Genomic DNA, 16,526 nt, shown 5'->3' with positions numbered 1-16,526 from the left:
TCGGAGCACCCACACAAGTTATCTAAACAAATTGTTAAAGAACTGCGGCAACACGTTTTTGCTGCCAAGACGAACCATTCTACAGCATCCTCGCTCCCTGTCAACTGCATCGGCGAATCCGCTTCACCGCCGCCACTCCCTCAGCACACCTGCCATCGCTCCGGATGACGCCGCCAGTCCTTAGCGAGCCGAGAATTATATCCGGTTTCGACACCCTGTCAACACCCCCTACACACTGCACCAGACCGACTCGGTCGTCTGCCGGTGCCTCCTGGCCGCTGCATCCGTCAGCGAGCCGCGCATCTTACAGCCTCACGGAAAAGTGTCAAGCTGAGAATCTCAGCGAGGGGCGATCCACACTGACTGGATCGCCGACATCTAAATGATGTCCGAAACGCCCCGCCCCCCCACCCGAGAACCGCCAAGCGCCCGTGACCAAGCCGACGGCCGAGGCCGCGAACACCGCGCTGCAAGCCTGGGGGCCGCTGGGCGAGTAAATGGTGCATGCGGCACAGCGCACCGTCCTGTTCTGGGACGTGCTGCGTCGGCGCAAGCGACCGTTGAAGAACTGATGATCGCCGGGCATACCAGCCAATCTTACTCAACCCCAGCGCCCGACACGCAACCGGGGCCGCTCCTGCCCCCGTAGGAGCGGCCCCAGGCCGCGACGAGTTACGACGCGTGGCGGATGATCTCCTGCACCCGGCGACAGATCTCGCGGCCGTAGTCGGTCCACTGGCCCTGGCCCCAGTAGCGGAAGCAACTGGTCTGGGAGGCCATCAGGTGGAACAGTGCATTTCGGTAGTGCGGTGAGTCCGTGGAAATACCCGGCTTCAGGACCTTCTCATAGAACAGCGCGCTGGCCTCTTCCATGGGGCCGAGCACATTGTCGTAACCCTGGACCCAGGACAGGTTGCTGGTCCAACTGCCACCCTCCATGTGGAAGCGGCCGTCCTCCTGTTTCAGCTCCGCAATGACCTTGGCCAGCACCTCGGGACCGTCGCCGGGCCGCATCCGCGCCCAGATGCGGTCATGGAAGAGCGGCGCCACGGCGGGGAAGTCGGTCTCTTTGAGTCCCAGGCCAAAGAGGTGCTCCAGGTACTCGCTGGCGTTCATCATCGGCACGTCGGTGTGGCTGGAATTGCGCGCCACCTCCATGAACTTGCCCGGAAACTCATTCATCATCACGCCGCCATTTTCACCGTCGGCAATCTGGGTCACCAGGGGCGGGATGGAATGGCCAGCCAGCTCCACTCGCTGGAGTCCCTGGGCCTCGTACCAGGGCTGCATCTGGGCCACCAGCTTGGTGTCAGAGCCCTGCGTCTTGATAATGGCGATGATGCTGGCGGTCTCGCCCTTGGAGTTGGTGCAAACCAGCCGGTGGGGAAGATGGGGACGCTCCAGATTGCCGCCATTACTGACCTGTTGGACCGTGTGTTCCTGAATCAACACCCATTGGAAGCCACAGTCCACCAGGGTCTTGACGAATGAATAGGCCAGGTCCGGATGGTTGGGCAGGGCCATCTCCGACGGGGAGAAGCCGCGCACCCGCTCCAAGGCCTCCCAACCGAAGATGGCGGCGAAGTGGTGCTGGAAGGCACGCACATGCAGCCGAAAGTCCTGCTCGGGGGTCGAGGGCGCCACGGCGTGACCCCAGGGCATACCAAGCCACTCGGTGGTCCAATTGTAATCCGGGTTGCAGGTGATGGTCTTGAGTGCGTCGATCACATGGTGCTCGCCCATCTTACGCAGACCGTGGAGCAGTGTCCCGGAATATTCCAGCATGACACGGGGCGACTTGCCCTCGCCCACCAGTTGCGGAATGAACTCGCCCATCCGGCGATAACACCAGACGAAGGCCGGCGCATTATAGTTATCGCCGATCCCCTGGTTTTCCATCATGTATTGCAGGTTGCTGATCAGGGCAGCGGACTGCAGGTCGTGCCCGCCGGCCGGGATCAGCGGCTGGTGCTGGTGCAGCGCAATGGCGGCAGCGGCCCTGACCTGGCCGATGTCCAGCCCACCCCGGGCAGCGAACAGCGGCTTGGCCGCAGCGCCCGTGACGACCGCGGCGACCTGGTCCTCCTGGCCGCTGATGTTGGGTAGGTCTCCAATGGTTTCAGGCAGTGGATTGAACAAGACAGGCTCCGGTGAGGGCCCCGGTGTCCCGAGGGCCGTGAACGCGCGGGGCGGTGCCGCTAGGCGGAACACCGCCGGTTGGTAATTGTCGATTTATCCTCAGCTTGGCACGCTGTCGGGTGGACGTTGCCGCGCCTCTGCCGCGACAGGAATTGAACTTGCTTCGGTGGCGACGCTTGTTGGCGCTGCCGCGAGGTCATCGCCCGGCTCGGTCGGCGCTTGCACGACGCCTTGATCCAGCGGCTGCATCGCCTCGGGAGGTGCGGCCGACGGCACCTCGATACCGATCCCCGCCAGCACCTCGCGGGTCGCCCGCAGGTCCAGCTCCGCCCGTGGCACCCAGTCCTCACCCCAATACAGATTGCAACTGGTCTCGGCGCGCAGCAGGTGCCAGAGTGCATCGTCAAGTGCCGCCTGATGGGTCGTCTGCGCGGCCCCCTGCTCGCCGGCAGACCAGCGGGCATCGTGGATCGCCTTGCTGGTACGCGCGAAGACGTTGAGCACCTCCTGCTGGGCCGCAGAACCGGTCCACTGGGTGAAGTCACGGCCGTGGTGCCAGCCGGTATTCCAGGCCCCGGTGCGGACCCTGACCTCGCCGTACACACCGTGGACGTTGAGATAATCGGAGATGAAGGTCGGGGAGATACCGGCGGTGCCGGCACGTACGCGCTCCAGCAGGGGCAGATAGAAGGCGCTCCAGAAATTGGCCCCCTCGGTCACATTGCGGAACCAGCCGCCATTCTCCCCGTCGGTGCAGGTGGTCACCAGGGGCGGAAAGTCACACCACTTGGTCCGCTCGGCGACCTCGCTCAAGAACCAGTCCAACTCCATGCCGGACTCCTGGGCGTCCGAGAGGTCACGGTCGCGCACGATCACGGTGATGGTGTCGTCGCCGTAGCTGGCCAGGTGCGGGCGGTAGCGCAACTCCTGCCAGCTCATGTCGGTCACCGGCTCGACATGCTCGCTATCGACCAGCACATAGCGGTAACCGCAGGCGCGCAGGAGCGGGATCAGCTCCATCGCGAAGCCCATCTCAGGCGGCCAGAACCCCTGAAAACGCGGGCGCCACAGCAGATGCTGGGCGATGCCGAGCCAGCGCCGCAGATGCTCCTCGCGGTCCGCCGCCGGGATCAGCGGCAACACCGGGTGGTAGTAACCGGTCCCCAGGACCTCGAACAGGTCCTGGTTCTGGAAGTGCCAAAGCAGCGCACCGCAGTCGACGATGCCGTAGACCTGTTGCTGGAAAGCGGGGTCCGAGAGGGTCTCAAGCAGGGTGCCGGAGAGCGACAGATGGACCCGGGCCAGGGCCTCGTGGCCCCACAACACACGCGGGATACGATCCATCGCGAACAGGATCTCCTTCGCCTCCCAGGTCTGGTGCTCCAGCAGGTGCTGGAGGTTCCCAGGCGGCTGATGGAGATTGAGCACGAGTGCATGGTGGGCAATCATCGCGTAACCCCGGCAGGCTAAATTGGGCTACAAGGATAACAAAGCGGGCGCGTGTCTGCCCGCGGACTGGGCCGTGCGGCTAGCTGCCGGACGCCGGGACTAACGGCCATGGCGCCCGCGCCACCCCGCAAAATGAAAGTTGCGGGCGCCATGAGCGTTACCAAAAAGACTTGTAATTTATGGACCTGCCGGCGAGAATCGGAAATCGGACAACACCGATCCGCACCCGCCAGGGTCCGGATCGGCCGACCACCGGCGGCACTTTCAACGAGACGAGCGAGCGACATGGCTGACAACAAAAGCGTAACCAAGAAGACGGCGGCCAAGCCGGCCGCACCCGCCGACACGGCCCCGGCCGCCAAGAAGGCCGCGGCGAAACCGAGCAGCGCGCGCCCTGCGGCGGCGCCGGCGCTGACCAAGGCGGCCGCCGCTGCGGCCGCCGCGAAGGCGTCAACGGCAGCGGCGACCAAGAAACCGGTCGCGAAGAAGGCCGCACCGGCGGCCCCCAAGAGCAACCCGCAGCGGCCCCTGGGCGCGCAACCGATCAGCGTCCAACACCTGGCGAACGTGACGCCGGAACAGCGCGTGGACATGATCCGCGAGGCCGCCTACTTCCGCGCCGAGAAGCGCGGCTTCACGGATGGCGGCGATGCCGATGACTGGGCCACCGCCGAGCGTGAAATCGACGAACTGCTGGCCAAGGCGAGACAGATTTACGGGGGCTGAGGCCGACCCATCCTCGACCCTGCTCGCGAGCGGTTGCAACGCGCCCTGCTCAAGGTCTGGAAGCAGGACCCGGCGCGTCTGGCCCGCTTCGACACGGCCGGCGACGGCACCATCAGCCTGGAGGAATGGGAGCAGGCGCGGCGCGCGGCCGGCGCCCTCGCGGAGCGCGCCGAGGACAAGCGCAGCCGCCTCCCGGTGCTCGCGCACCTCACTGCCACCGGCGACAAACGCCAGCCCTTCGTGATCTCCACCGATACCCAGGAGGACCTCGCGTCCACGCTACATTTGCACACCCTGTGGTTGACCCTGGCCTTCATCGTGGTGACGGTGACGGCGGTCGCGAGCGCGCCGGCGCGCTTTGGCGGCCGCTGATCCCCGCCAGTGGCTGCGTCCCGAACAATCGCAAATGAAGGCGAACAAATCCTAATGGTTATCCTGCCCCAACCACGGGTGCGCCCACCCGCCCCCGGCGACCGCGTCATGGTGGGTCTGTCCGGCGGGGTCGACTCCGCCGTGGCCGCCCACCGACTGATCGCCCAGGGCTACCGGGTGGAGGCCCTGTTCATGAAGAACTGGGAGGAGGACGACGAGCCCGGCTATTGTGCCGCCGCCCAGGACCTGCGGGATGCGACCGCGGTGGCGCAACGCCTGGGCATCGCGTTGCACACGGTCAACTTTGCCACCGAGTATTGGGACCAGGTGTTCGCCTATTTCCTGGAGGAGTATCGGGCGCTGCGCACCCCCAACCCGGACGTGCTGTGCAACCGCGAGATCAAATTCCGCGCCTTTCTGGACCATGCGCTAGGGCTGGGTGCCGACTGGATCGCCACCGGTCACTATGCCCGCGTCACCCGCGACCCGGACGGCTGCCGACTGCGGCTGTGCGCCGACCCGAACAAGGACCAGACGTATTTCCTCTACCTGCTGGACCAGTCCCAACTGAGCCACGCACTCTTTCCCTTGGCGGACATCAGCAAGCCCGAGGTCCGCGCCATCGCCCGCGGACTTGGCCTCGACAACGCCGCCAAGCCCGACAGCACGGGCATCTGCTTCATCGGCGAGCGCCGCTTCCGCGACTTCCTCGCCCGCTACCTGCCGCGGGAACCCGGACCCATCGAGACCCCGGAGGGTCAGCGCCTCGGTGAGCACCAGGGGCTCGCCTATTACACCATCGGCCAGCGTCAAGGGCTGGGGGTCGGCGGAGTCGTCGGCGCCACGGATGCGCCCTGGTTCGTCGCCGCCAAGGACCCCGGCCGCAACGCACTGATCCTGGTCCAGGGGGGCGACCACCCACTGTTGCGCTCCCGCTGCCTGGCCGCCGATCGCCTGCACTGGACCGGCGGGGCGCCGCCCGGCCCCCTGCCCTTCCACTGTCAGGCAAGGCTGCGGCACCGCCAGCCCCTGCAGGCGTGCGAGCTCACCGCCGTGCGCGGTGACACCTGTGAGGTGCGCTTCGCCGAACCCCAACGGGCGGTGGCGCCTGGGCAGTCCGTCGTCTTCTACGCCACCGATACCTGTCTGGGCGGGGCCACTGTCGAGCGGGCCTGGGATTAGCACAGCGCACGTCTGGGCGTCCGCGCACGCTCGGGATGACAGAGGGATGTCTTTTTTTCTTTAATTTGCGTTAATTTGCGTTCATTTGCGGACACATCCTCTTTTCTTGATGACCGGCAGGTGACGCTGAGGGGCAGACCCGGGGCGTCGCTGGTATCCTGTTGCGCCTCAGAAACCTTCGAGTAACAGGAGCCCCAGGCCCATGGCCCATGACGATCAGGACCGCGTAACCGCACTCGCCGGCCTCTATCAGGCCGTCGCCTGTGTGATGCGCATCGCCCGCAGCGGGAGCGCCGACACCGCCACCATGGAGCCCTGCATCTACAGCCTGTTCCAGATCGACGCGGCCAACGTCGCGGCGGTCTATGGCCCCCCCGGGGCGATGGCCAACGGGGCACGCCAACTCGTCGCCCAACTCACCGGCCAACCCAAGCGTGACCTGGAGCTGACCCGCTATGTGGTTTCGGTCATCCGGCTGGAACGCAAACTCTCCACCCGTCCGGACCTGATGGAGCAGATCGGCCAGGGGATCGCCGCCGCCGAGCCCCTGCGTGCGCGCGGCCCATTGCTGGACCCAGAACTGCTCGGGCGGTTTGCCGAGCTCTACAGCGAGAACTTAAGCCCGCTCACCCCGCGCATCCTGGTACGCGGCGCCTCTCACCACCTGCGCAACGCCGACAATCAGACCCGCATCCGCGCCATGCTGCTGGCCGCCATCCGCTCCGCCATGCTGTGGCGCCAACTCGGCGGCACCCGCTGGCAGATCCTGCTCGGGCACAAGCGACTGCTCGCAGAGGCGCGCCGCTACCTGGATCTGGCGAGTCACCAGCCACCAACCGACGCCGGACCGCGGGATGAAGCCCCGTGACCGGGCGGCGACGGCCACTATTTTTGCACGAGGCCGTGCGGTTGTTCGGTGCGCCCCCCGTGCTACACTCATTTCGTGTTTGATGCAGACACGTATCCATGAACCTGACCGTGACGGTCGATCATCCCTTTCGCGAGCAGCCGCCATGACCACCCAGACCCGCCCCACGGCCACCTTTATCAACGTCGGCGAGCGTACCAACGTCACCGGCTCCGCCGCATTCAAGCGTCTGATCCTGGACGGCAAGTTCGATGCCGCCCTGGCCGTGGCGCGCGCCCAGGTGGAAAGCGGCGCCCAGATCATCGACATCAATATGGATGAGGCGATGCTGGACTCCAAGGCGGCCATGACCCGCTTTCTGAATCTGATCGCCGCGGAACCGGACATCGCCCGGGTGCCGATCATGATCGACTCATCCAAGTGGGAGGTGATCGAGGCGGGGCTCAAATGTGTCCAGGGCAAGGCCATCGTCAACTCCATCAGCATGAAGGAGGGCGAGGAGGTCTTTCGCGAGCACGCCCGCAAGTGTCTGCGCTATGGCGCGGCGGTGGTCGTGATGGCCTTCGACGAGCAGGGTCAGGCTGATACTCAGGACCGTAAGTTCGAGATCTGCAAACGGGCCTACCGTATTTTAGTCGATGAGATCGGCTTCCCGCCCGAGGACATCTGTTTCGATCCGAACATCTTCGCGGTCGCCACCGGGATCGAGGAACACAATAACTACGCGGTCGACTTCATCGCGGCGACCCGCCGTATCAAGGCCAATCTGCCCTATGCCAAGGTCTCGGGCGGGGTCTCCAATGTCTCATTCTCATTCCGCGGCAACAATCCGGTGCGCGAGGCGATCCATTCGGTCTTCCTCTATCACGCCATCCGCGCCGGCATGGACATGGGTATCGTCAACGCGGGCCAATTGGCCGTCTATGACGACCTGCCGGAGGAGTTGCGCACGGCGGTGGAGGACGTCATCCTCAATCGTCGCGCGGACGCCACCGAGCGGCTGATCGAGATCGCCCCGAAATATAAGGGCGACGGCTCCGGCGTTGAGAATAAACAGGACCTCACCTGGCGGGAGGCGCCCGTCGGCAAGCGCATCGAGCACGCGCTGATCAAGGGCATTACCGATTTCATCGAGGCCGACACCGAGGAGGCACGCCTGTTGCTCGGCCGGCCGATCAATGTCATCGAAGGCCCGTTGATGGACGGGATGAACGTGGTCGGCGACCTGTTCGGCGAGGGCAAGATGTTCCTGCCCCAGGTGGTGAAGTCCGCGCGGGTCATGAAGCGGGCCGTGGCCTATCTGGAACCCTACCTCGCGCAAGAGAAGAGCACGGGCCGCACCCAGGGCCGCATCCTGCTCGCCACCGTCAAGGGCGATGTCCATGACATCGGCAAGAACATCGTCGGCGTGGTCCTCCAGTGCAACAATTATGCGGTCGAGGATATGGGTGTCATGGTCCCGGCCGACCGGATTCTGGCCCGGGCGCGCGAGATCAATGCCGATATCATCGGGCTTTCCGGGCTCATCACCCCATCGCTCGATGAGATGGTCCATGTCGCAAAGGAAATGCAGCGCCAGGGGTTCACCGTACCGCTCCTGATCGGCGGGGCGACCACCTCCAAGCTCCATACGGCCGTGAAGATCGCACCCCAATACGCCCACCCGGTGGTGCATGTGAAGGATGCCTCGCGCGCGGTCGGTGTGGCCGGCAGCCTGCTCTCCCAGGACCTGAGGGAGAATTATCTCGCCGGCATTCTCAGCGACTATGAAGAGGTCCGGGCGCGGCGCGCCGCCCGCGACGAGGCCCGGGACCTGATCCCGCTCGCCGCGGCCCAGGCCAACCGGCTCGCCATCGATTGGGCACACTACCAGCCGCCGACCCCGGCGGAGCCCGGCATCCAGGTGTTCAAGAATATCCCGCTGGATGAGATTGCCGCCTATATCGACTGGACCTTTTTCTTCCACGCCTGGCAGCTCAAGGGCCGCTTCCCGCAGGTCCTGGACGACCCGGAAAAGGGTGAGGAGGCACGCAAGCTCCATACCGATGCCCTGGCCATGCTGCATCGGATCGTTACTGAGGAGTGGCTGGCGGCCCATGCCGTCATCGGGATCTTCCCGGCCAATGCGGTCGGCGACGATATCTTGGTCTATGAGGACGAGTCCCGCACCGAGACCCGGTTGACCTTCCATTGCCTACGCAAGCAGGGCCAGCAACCCGCGGGTCGACCCAATGAGTGCCTGGCCGACTTCATCGCCCCGGTGGATAGCGGCATCCCGGACTATATCGGCGGCTTCGCCTGCACCGCGGGCGAGGGGATCGACGCCCATGTGAAGCGCTTCGAGGCCGAGCTCGACGACTATTCGGCCCTGATGCTCAAGGCCCTGGCCGACCGCCTGGCCGAGGCCCTGGCCGAGATGCTCCACCAGCGCGTGCGCACCCGCCATTGGCGCTATGCCGAAGACGAGCGGCTGGCCGCCGACGCACTGATCGACGAGCAATACCAGGGCATCCGCCCGGCGCTGGGTTACCCCGCCTGTCCGGACCACACCGAAAAGGACCTGCTCTGGCAATTGCTCGACGCGGAACGCAACACCGGTATCTGGCTCACCGAGTCCAAGGCCATGGTCCCCACCGCGGCGGTCTCCGGGCTCTATTTCTCACACCCGGACAGCCACTATTTCGCCGTCGGCAAGATCAACAAGGATCAGGTCATCGACTATGCCGAGCGGAAAGGGATGTCGGTGGCCGAGACCGAACGCTGGCTGGGGCCCAATCTGGCCTATGACGTCGAATAACAGAGGCGCCCCCTCGTTCCCACGCGCCGCGTGGGAATGCATCCCCACCGCGCCGCGGTGCGTGAACGGGCGCAGCGCGCCGCAAATGGGTTCCCACGCGGCGCGTGGGAACCAGGCGGAGCCCAACGCAGGAGACCTGGCATGAACACGACCGCCGCGATTCGCTCCGACAACCTGCTGAACCACATTGACCAGCGGGTGCAACTGCACGGCATCCGCTGGCAGGACTACGAATCGCTGCTCGCTATGCGCGGCGAGAGTAGCGGCACGCGCGTGACCTATCTCGATGGGGAGTTGGAGCTGATGACACCGGCTATCGACCATGAGACGCAGAAGACGATGCTCGGCCGGCTCATTGAGACCTATGCCGAAGAGCGTGATATCGAGCTTCAGGGCTGCGGTTCCTGGACCGTACGCAAGCAGGCCAAGGCCCGGGGCGTGGAGGCCGATGAGTGCTATGTGCTCGGTGTCTGGACCGAGCCGCCGACCATCCCGGATCTCGCAGTCGAGGTGATCTGGACTTCCGGGGGCATCGACAAACTGGAGGTCTATCGGGGGCTGGGCGTCCCCGAGGTCTGGTTCTGGAAGGATGGCGCCTTGCGCATCTATGTCCTTGAAGGCGAGGCCTATGGACTGTGCCAGCGCAGCCGACTCTTGCCGGACTTAGACCCGGGTTTGATCGTCCGCTTCATGGCCTATCCGAGTCAGACCCAGGCGGTGCGAGGATTTCGCGCGGCGCTCAAGTCTTCCGAGGACTGATTGATGTGCCTGCGATGTCATCAGCGCCCGATCATGCGGTAACGCAGCTATTGTTGCGACGCTATTTTAAACAACCGATTGCATTGTTTCCGCCGTTCTTTCCCTCATCGTCGGATTCATCTTGTTCCAGGCCACTCACAGGCTATCAGGCCAGCGCAGCCGCAAGCTTGGCCTCCCAGCGTCGCCTCACCGACTGGTGGTCGATCAGCTCACCGGCATCGGCCTGCGCGATCTCTTCGCAGATGGCCGCCACCTGCCAGGCGTTGTGACTCAAGAACGCGACGACCGCCCGCTCGACCAAATCGGACTTGGTGCGCGCTGTGGCCTGTACCAGGGCATCGAGCGCTTGGTCGGTCTCATCGCTCAGACTCAGGGTCATGGTAGACATCGATTGCGGTTCCGACAGGAGTAGGATTGATCTAGAGTGTATCCCTTCGGGTACAGCGGTCAACACCACGCGGCCCACGGCAGCAGGAAACGGAGCCCAACCGCCGAGTCGCTCGGTCGGATCCGCGTCCCGCGCGCCCTTTGATCCCACCCATTGCCCCACATCTTCAAGGCCACGGCGAACACCCGCCGGCCACCACCCGGAGCCCCCCCGTGCCGCCAGAGTCACTGACCTGCATCGAGATCAGCAAGGAGTACCTGAACTTCAGCGCGGGACACTTCACCATCTTCTCGGCCACTGAGCGGGAGAACCTGCACGGGCACAATTTCCAGGTCCGCTGTGCAGCAACCGCGGGCATCGGGCCAGACGGTCTGGCCTTCGACTATGTGCTGCTCAAACGGGTGCTGCGCGACCTGTGCGATGCACTCGACGAGCGGGTGCTGCTCCCGGAACGCTCCCCCTACCTGGCCCTGGAGCATCAGGACGGCATGGTGATCGCCCGCTTCGCCGACGAACGCATCCCCTTCCTGGCCCGCGACTGCCTGGCGCTACCGATCCGCAACGCCACCATCGAGGAACTGGCTGGCCTGTTGGTCGAACGCCTCCGGGCGCGGCCGGAAATCGCGGACCTCGATCTGCGGGCACTGGAGCTCGGGGTCTCATCCAGCCCCGGGCAATGGGCCTTTTCACACTGGGAGCCAACATGAACCTCGCGATCGTCACCGGCGCCAGCTCCGGCATCGGGCGGGCCATCGCCGCCCGCTTTCTGCGCGATGGCGACACCGTCATCAACATCTCCCGCCACCCCTGCGCCGAGCCTGGACTGGAGAACATCCACTGCGACCTGGCGGCGCCGGGCGCGGCGGATGGACTCGCGAGCGCCCTGGCCCCCTGGCTGGCGGCGGCCGACCGGGTATGCCTGGTGCATAACGCCTCGGTCATGCACCGCAACCGGGTCGACAACCTGGCGGACGCCGACCTGCGCGCCACCCTGGAACTCAACCTGGTCGCACCCAACGCGTTGAACCGGATCGCCATCCCGCACCTGAAGCCCGGCTCCAGCATCCTGTATATCGGCAGCACCCTGGCCGAGAAGGCGGTCCCCGGGGTCGCCGGTTATGTCATCGCCAAGCACGCACTGGTCGGCCTGATGCGCGCCACCTGCCAGGACCTGGCCGGACGGGGCATCCATACCTGCATGATCTGCCCGGGCTTCACCGATACCCCGCAATTCCGCGCACTGATCGGCGACGACGCCGGCATCCTGGCCGCGATCACTGGCCTGTCGGCCTTCGATCGGCTGATCGAACCGGAGGAGATCGCGGAGGCGGTCGCCTTCGCCGCCCGCGCCCCGGTCCTCAACGGCGCCCTGATCCACGCCAACCTGGGGCAGCGTGAGCGATGAGCCTGGATTCGCCCAGCAGTGCGCGGGTCGTCTGCATCAGCGGCGGCACCTCGGGCATCGGCGCCGCGCTGGTCGCCGCCTTCCTCGCCACTGGCGATCGGGTCTATACCTTCGGTCGCAACCCCGAACGGGTGGCCCGGCTCGCGCAACGACACGCCGTCGCGGCCGGTAGTCTGGTCGTCACCGTCGCCGACGTGACCGACGCGGCATTTCGCGCCGAACTGGCCGCGCGGATCGGCGCCGAGTGCGGGCGGCTGGACTGCCTGGTCAACAATGCAGGCATCATCCGCGGGGGCGGCTGTCTGGAGGAGGACCTGGCGGACTGGCGCGCGACCCTGGAGACCAACCTGATCGCCCCCTTCGCGCTCACCCAGGTCTGCGCCCCGCTGCTGCGGTTGAGCCCGGCGCCGGCGGTGATCAATATCTCATCCGCCTGTGCGCAGCACCCCTTCGCCACCTGCACCTCCACCAGTTACTCGGTGAGCAAGGCCGGGCTCGACATGCTGACCCGGCGCCTGGCCCTCGCGCTGGGACCGGAGGGCATCCGCGTGAACGCCGTCGCCCCAGGCGTCGTCCCCTCGGAGATGTGGGGCGACGCCACCGGGCTGATCGATGAGATCGTCCAGCGCCGACACGTGCTGCAACACCGGGTGGTAGACCCGGTCGACGTGGCCCGCGCGGTGCTGTTCCTCGCCTCCGCGCAGGCGCAAGTAGTCACCGGGACCATCCTCAATGTCGATGCCGGGTATACCCTGGGGTAACGGCCATGGCGCCCGCACCACCCCGCAAGATGAACGTTGCGGGCGCCGGCCGTTCCCCCACCTCACCCTCCCCCACGAGGAGGGAGGGAGAAGTGGAGCGCGCTCCCGGCGCGACTTTCACGGTAACCTTGCCCCCCCCATCACCGACCGGCCGCACCCATGCCCCACCTGTTGCTTGCAGTCACCGCCCACGGCTATGGCCACCTGGCCCAATCCTCGCCGGTGGTCGAGGCCCTCGCCCGGCGCCTGCCCGGACTGCGGGTCACGCTCCAGTCTGACATCGACCCGCGTTTCGCCCGCGCCCGGCTGCCGCCGGGGTTCACCCAGATCAGGGAGGCCACCGACACCGGCTGTCTGATGGACGGACCATTGGTCACGCTTTGGCCGGAAACCCTCGCCGCCTATATCCGCTTCGAGGCCGACTATGAGCAACGCCTGGAGCGCCAGATGGCTACCCTGCGGGAACTCGCACCGGACCTGGTACTGGCCGATGTCCCCTGGCTGCCCCTGGAGGCAGCGCGCCGTCTCGGCATCCCGGCGGTCGGACTCTGCTCGTTCAGTTGGTACGACATCCTGCATGAGTCCCCGGTAGGCACCCAGGCGCCGGTCGAACTCTTGGGGCATTTGCAACGGGTCTATCGTGAGGCGGACCTGTTCATCCGTCCGGCCCCCGCCATGCCGATGGACTGGCTGCCCAGCGCCCGCGCGGTCGGCCCCATCGCCCGCCGTCGACCGAACCGCGCGGCCGAACTGCGCGAGCGCTTCGGTTGCCCGGCGGATCGCCCCCTGGCACTGATGCAATTCGGCGGCTTCGACGGTCTCGACCCCTTGCGTGATTGGCCGCAACAGGACCAAGTCCACTGGCTGGTGCAGGACCTCAACGGGGTGCAGCGCCCTGATGTCAGCGGCCTGCGGGACAACGGACTCGATATCGTCGAGGTCCTGGGTTCTGTCGACCTGATCCTCACCAAGCCGGGCTACGGGGCCTACACGGAGGCCGCCTGCAACGGCGTACCGGTGATCCACGTCACCCGACCGGACTGGCCGGAGACCGCGACGCTCAACACGTGGCTGGGCGCTCGGGTCCCCACCCGGGAGCTCAGTCTCGCCGACCTGATGGCCGGGCGGGTCGCCGACCCGATCGCCGAGTTGCTCGCCGCCCCGCGGCCCGCGCCGGTTGAGCCCAGCGGCATCGAGGCAGCCGCGGACCTGTTGGAACCCTGGCTGCGGGCATAACACCGAGCGTTCTCTCTGTTTCGGCAAGTCCATGCGCGCTTAAAGACTGTGATATGACGCCCACCTATCAAATGAAAAGCCCCCAAGACTATGATCACCACGATTACCGTTAAATCATTCAAGTCGATTGAGGATATCACTATCGAACTCGGGAACCTCAACGTCTTTGTGGGCGCTAATGGGTCCGGAAAGAGCAATTTACTTGAGGCCGTGGGGGTCCTCTCCGCGGCGGCAGACGGCAAGGTAACTGATCAGACCTTACTGCAACGTGGCGTTAGGCCAGGGGTCCCCAAGCTGTATAAGAGCGCGTTTCCCGACACCGAGGACGCAACGCGCCAGTCTTCGCACATTTTTTTCAGTGGTGCATCGACCACCGCTCGCTATGATGTCTCGCTGAATAATCCGCTGTCCGACCCCTGCCCGGCGTGGCGTTTCAAGTCCGAGCGACTGATGTCTGGTGAAATACCGCGTGCCGGCCGGGGGCCGAACTCAAGAAACAGCCTTAACCCGGAGAACGGACTTGCTGCACTGGAATTGGTGACGCTCGACGAGGCTGATCCGGCCCTCACGCTGATGCGCCGCCTCCAGAATTATGTCATCTATTCACCAACCACGCCGGTATTGCGCGGAGTAGCGCCTGAAACACAGCCCCGCCAACCGCTGGGGCTGTCCGGCGGACGCTTGCCCGAAGCCGTCCAAGAACTATTGTCACGCCGCACCAAGAGCAAGCAAGTAGAGACGACCTGCATGGAGGCGCTCGAACTGATTAGCTGGGCGAAGAGCTTTGGATCCGCTCCGGCGACCGACCTTCCGCTGTCTCCAGCGGCCGGCGCTTCACCCAGGGTCGTTAAGTTTGTCGACAGATACATGAAAGAAGCTGACAACGTCCTGTCGGGATACGACGCCAGTGAAGGAGCCCTTGTTGTGCTTTTTCTCGCCGTGCTGGCCGCTCACCCCAAGGCCCCGTCATTTTTTGCAATCGACAATGCCGACTATGGGCTGAATCCCGGTTTGGCAACGTCGCTGATGAAGCACTTCGCCGATTGGGTATTGAACAGCGAAGATCAGCGACAAATTCTGTTAACCAGTCACAATCCGGCCGTACTGGATGGCTTGCCGCTACAAGACGACCGGGTTCGACTGTTTACCGTCGATCGCGACAACAAAGGCAAGGCCATCGTCAAACGCGTGGCCATCGACCAGAGACTCTTAGACCTGAGCGATAAGGGCTGGACACTATCCCGTTTGTGGATGAACAAACTCATCGGCGGCATGCCTAATGTCTGATACGATCCGGATCGCATTGGTGGCCGAAGGCATCACCGATTACGACGTGCTCAATGCAGCCATCGAATCCATGCTCGGCGGCCGATCGTTCGACCTGAAACTCCTTCAACCGGAAGGCAGCGTTGCCTTTATCGGCAGCGGTGAAGCAGGTGAGTTTGGTGGCGGATGGAAGGGTGTCTATCGGTGGTGTCACCAAGCAGTCGCCAGAAGCGAGGGGCAGCTACGTGATGATCCGCTTTTTCTCGGCTATGACCTGCTGCTGATCCATTTAGACGCCGATGTAGCAGGTGAGGACCCGGCCGATTCGCTACCGGAACTGGCGGCCCTGCTGCCATGCGCCCAACCTTGCCCCCCGTCCAACGCCACAACTGACGCACTACGTAAGGTGCTGCTCGGCTGGGTCGGCGAAACACAGGTACCGCCGCGGACCGTCCTCTGCACCCCATCCAAGAGCACGGAAGCCTGGGACATGGGAGTATTCTTTCCCAGCGACAAAGAAATGCTGAAACATGGTTTCGAGTGCTATGCGAAACCGGAAAACCGACTGGGGCAGCAACCTCTTCGTCAGCGCTTCGCCAAGACCCATTCAGACTACGCAGCACGAGCACTTGCGATTCAGGCCGGCTGGCCATCGGTTGTCGATCGCCTTACCGAGGCCCACCGGTTTCAGGCAGATTTCATGGCGGCGGTTTCTTTGGCTGAGTCGTGGGGTTCCGGGATGTGATAACCTACGATGGCGAGACCTACCCCAAGGTGGAACTGGCGTTTCGGGACAGCATCGACGACTACCTGGCCTTCTGTGCCGAGAGTGGCGAGCCGCCTGACCGCACCTTCAGCGGCAAAATAGCGTTGTGCATCGCGGCTGAACTGCACCGTCGGTCCACCGCCCGCGCCCAGACCGAGGGGATGAGCCTCAATCAGTGCATCGCCGATCGTATCGAGTCTGCGGCATTAGAGCCTGTCTAGAAACTAAATTATTGATTTTATAGCAAAAAAATTGTAGAATCTCCGGAATCTATACGAAAATGCGATCTTATTCCGGGTTTCAATATGAATGAAGACAGCATCGAGTCGCCTGCCAGGTATCCTAGCGACCTCTCGAATGAAGAGTGGGAAATACTTAAACCAATCTTTGAAAAACTTGAACCTTATAAGAC

At 64.5% G+C, this 16,526-nt stretch carries 16 protein-coding genes; 13 read left to right on the top strand and 3 right to left on the bottom strand.

Annotation, left to right across the window (positions count from 1 at the left end; all coding sequences use genetic code 11):
• Positions 1-672: 672 nt before the first annotated feature.
• Both QZX93_RS00185 and QZX93_RS00180 read right to left on the bottom strand, forming a co-directional pair.
• Positions 673-2,139, bottom strand: coding sequence for a glycosyl hydrolase family 57 (locus tag QZX93_RS00185; protein WP_295389842.1), 1,467 nt, complete (start codon positions 2,137-2,139; stop codon positions 673-675).
• 99 nt (positions 2,140-2,238) lie between these two features.
• Positions 2,239-3,588: a glycoside hydrolase family 57 gene (locus tag QZX93_RS00180; protein ID WP_295389841.1), complete on the bottom strand. Its 1,350-nt coding sequence runs from the start codon at positions 3,586-3,588 to the stop codon at positions 2,239-2,241.
• Between the two features lie 285 nt (positions 3,589-3,873).
• Here QZX93_RS00180 and QZX93_RS00175 point away from each other — a divergent pair, with 285 nt between their 5' ends.
• From QZX93_RS00175 to QZX93_RS00150, 6 genes are all read left to right on the top strand, one after another.
• A complete protein-coding gene (locus tag QZX93_RS00175) occupies positions 3,874-4,314 on the top strand; it encodes a DUF2934 domain-containing protein (RefSeq protein ID WP_295389839.1) in 441 nt (146 codons plus the stop codon).
• 33 nt (positions 4,315-4,347) lie between these two features.
• On the top strand, positions 4,348-4,686 hold the full coding sequence (locus tag QZX93_RS00170) for a hypothetical protein (protein WP_295389837.1): 339 nt from the start codon (positions 4,348-4,350) through the stop codon (positions 4,684-4,686).
• A 54-nt stretch (positions 4,687-4,740) separates the two neighbouring features.
• On the top strand, positions 4,741-5,868 hold the full coding sequence (gene mnmA, locus QZX93_RS00165; protein WP_295389835.1) for a tRNA 2-thiouridine(34) synthase MnmA: 1,128 nt from the start codon (positions 4,741-4,743) through the stop codon (positions 5,866-5,868).
• Between the two features lie 202 nt (positions 5,869-6,070).
• A complete protein-coding gene (gene hflD / locus QZX93_RS00160) occupies positions 6,071-6,736 on the top strand; it encodes a high frequency lysogenization protein HflD (RefSeq protein WP_295389833.1) in 666 nt (221 codons plus the stop codon).
• Entirely contained in the window at positions 6,723-9,533 is a 2,811-nt protein-coding gene (gene metH, locus QZX93_RS00155) for a methionine synthase (protein ID WP_366759359.1), read from the top strand. The genes hflD and metH overlap by 14 nt, the downstream gene beginning before the upstream one ends.
• A 141-nt stretch (positions 9,534-9,674) precedes the next feature.
• Positions 9,675-10,292 (top strand): Uma2 family endonuclease, encoded by a 618-nt coding sequence (locus QZX93_RS00150; RefSeq protein ID WP_295389830.1) that lies wholly within the window; start codon positions 9,675-9,677, stop codon positions 10,290-10,292.
• A gap of 145 nt (positions 10,293-10,437) precedes the next feature.
• Here the strand turns inward: QZX93_RS00150 and QZX93_RS00145 are convergent, their stop codons facing one another.
• A complete protein-coding gene (locus QZX93_RS00145) occupies positions 10,438-10,680 on the bottom strand; it encodes a ribbon-helix-helix protein, CopG family (protein ID WP_295389828.1) in 243 nt (80 codons plus the stop codon).
• Positions 10,681-10,892: 212 nt separating this feature from the next.
• On the opposite strand from QZX93_RS00145, the gene QZX93_RS00140 reads away from it, so the two are divergent.
• From QZX93_RS00140 to QZX93_RS00110, 7 genes are all read left to right on the top strand, one after another.
• Positions 10,893-11,387: a 6-carboxytetrahydropterin synthase gene (locus tag QZX93_RS00140; protein WP_295389826.1), complete on the top strand. Its 495-nt coding sequence runs from the start codon at positions 10,893-10,895 to the stop codon at positions 11,385-11,387.
• Positions 11,384-12,085 (top strand): SDR family oxidoreductase, encoded by a 702-nt coding sequence (locus tag QZX93_RS00135; RefSeq protein WP_295389824.1) that lies wholly within the window; start codon positions 11,384-11,386, stop codon positions 12,083-12,085. Before QZX93_RS00140 ends, QZX93_RS00135 begins: the two co-directional genes overlap by 4 nt.
• A complete protein-coding gene (locus QZX93_RS00130) occupies positions 12,082-12,846 on the top strand; it encodes an SDR family oxidoreductase (RefSeq protein WP_295389822.1) in 765 nt (254 codons plus the stop codon). The genes QZX93_RS00135 and QZX93_RS00130 overlap by 4 nt, the downstream gene beginning before the upstream one ends.
• Before the next feature lie 159 nt (positions 12,847-13,005).
• Entirely contained in the window at positions 13,006-14,082 is a 1,077-nt protein-coding gene (locus QZX93_RS00125) for a hypothetical protein (RefSeq protein ID WP_295389820.1), read from the top strand.
• Between the two features lie 90 nt (positions 14,083-14,172).
• On the top strand, positions 14,173-15,369 hold the full coding sequence (locus QZX93_RS00120; RefSeq protein WP_295389818.1) for an AAA family ATPase: 1,197 nt from the start codon (positions 14,173-14,175) through the stop codon (positions 15,367-15,369).
• Positions 15,362-16,093 (top strand): hypothetical protein, encoded by a 732-nt coding sequence (locus QZX93_RS00115; protein WP_295389816.1) that lies wholly within the window; start codon positions 15,362-15,364, stop codon positions 16,091-16,093. Before QZX93_RS00120 ends, QZX93_RS00115 begins: the two co-directional genes overlap by 8 nt.
• On the top strand, positions 16,090-16,335 hold the full coding sequence (locus QZX93_RS00110; protein WP_295389814.1) for a toxin-antitoxin system HicB family antitoxin: 246 nt from the start codon (positions 16,090-16,092) through the stop codon (positions 16,333-16,335). The genes QZX93_RS00115 and QZX93_RS00110 overlap by 4 nt, the downstream gene beginning before the upstream one ends.
• The last annotated feature ends 191 nt before the right edge of the window (positions 16,336-16,526 follow it).

Source organism: uncultured Thiodictyon sp. (assembly GCF_903946935.1).
In the GTDB taxonomy this organism is placed as follows: domain Bacteria; phylum Pseudomonadota; class Gammaproteobacteria; order Chromatiales; family Chromatiaceae; genus Thiodictyon.
The sequence above is the reverse complement of the archived record's forward strand: the minus strand, read 5'-3'. Positions and strand labels throughout refer to the sequence as shown.

Coding starts and splice junctions, on each gene's coding strand:
- QZX93_RS00180 (WP_295389841.1), bottom strand. CDS start 3,588: ATGATTGCCCACCATGCACTCGTGCTCAATCTCCATCAGCCGCCTGGG.
- QZX93_RS00175 (WP_295389839.1), top strand. CDS start 3,874: ATGGCTGACAACAAAAGCGTAACCAAGAAGACGGCGGCCAAGCCGGCC.
- mnmA (WP_295389835.1), top strand. CDS start 4,741: ATGGTTATCCTGCCCCAACCACGGGTGCGCCCACCCGCCCCCGGCGAC.
- hflD (WP_295389833.1), top strand. CDS start 6,071: ATGGCCCATGACGATCAGGACCGCGTAACCGCACTCGCCGGCCTCTAT.
- metH (WP_366759359.1), top strand. CDS start 6,723: ATGAAGCCCCGTGACCGGGCGGCGACGGCCACTATTTTTGCACGAGGC.
- QZX93_RS00150 (WP_295389830.1), top strand. CDS start 9,675: ATGAACACGACCGCCGCGATTCGCTCCGACAACCTGCTGAACCACATT.
- QZX93_RS00145 (WP_295389828.1), bottom strand. CDS start 10,680: ATGTCTACCATGACCCTGAGTCTGAGCGATGAGACCGACCAAGCGCTC.
- QZX93_RS00135 (WP_295389824.1), top strand. CDS start 11,384: ATGAACCTCGCGATCGTCACCGGCGCCAGCTCCGGCATCGGGCGGGCC.
- QZX93_RS00130 (WP_295389822.1), top strand. CDS start 12,082: ATGAGCCTGGATTCGCCCAGCAGTGCGCGGGTCGTCTGCATCAGCGGC.
- QZX93_RS00125 (WP_295389820.1), top strand. CDS start 13,006: ATGCCCCACCTGTTGCTTGCAGTCACCGCCCACGGCTATGGCCACCTG.
- QZX93_RS00120 (WP_295389818.1), top strand. CDS start 14,173: ATGATCACCACGATTACCGTTAAATCATTCAAGTCGATTGAGGATATC.
- QZX93_RS00115 (WP_295389816.1), top strand. CDS start 15,362: ATGTCTGATACGATCCGGATCGCATTGGTGGCCGAAGGCATCACCGAT.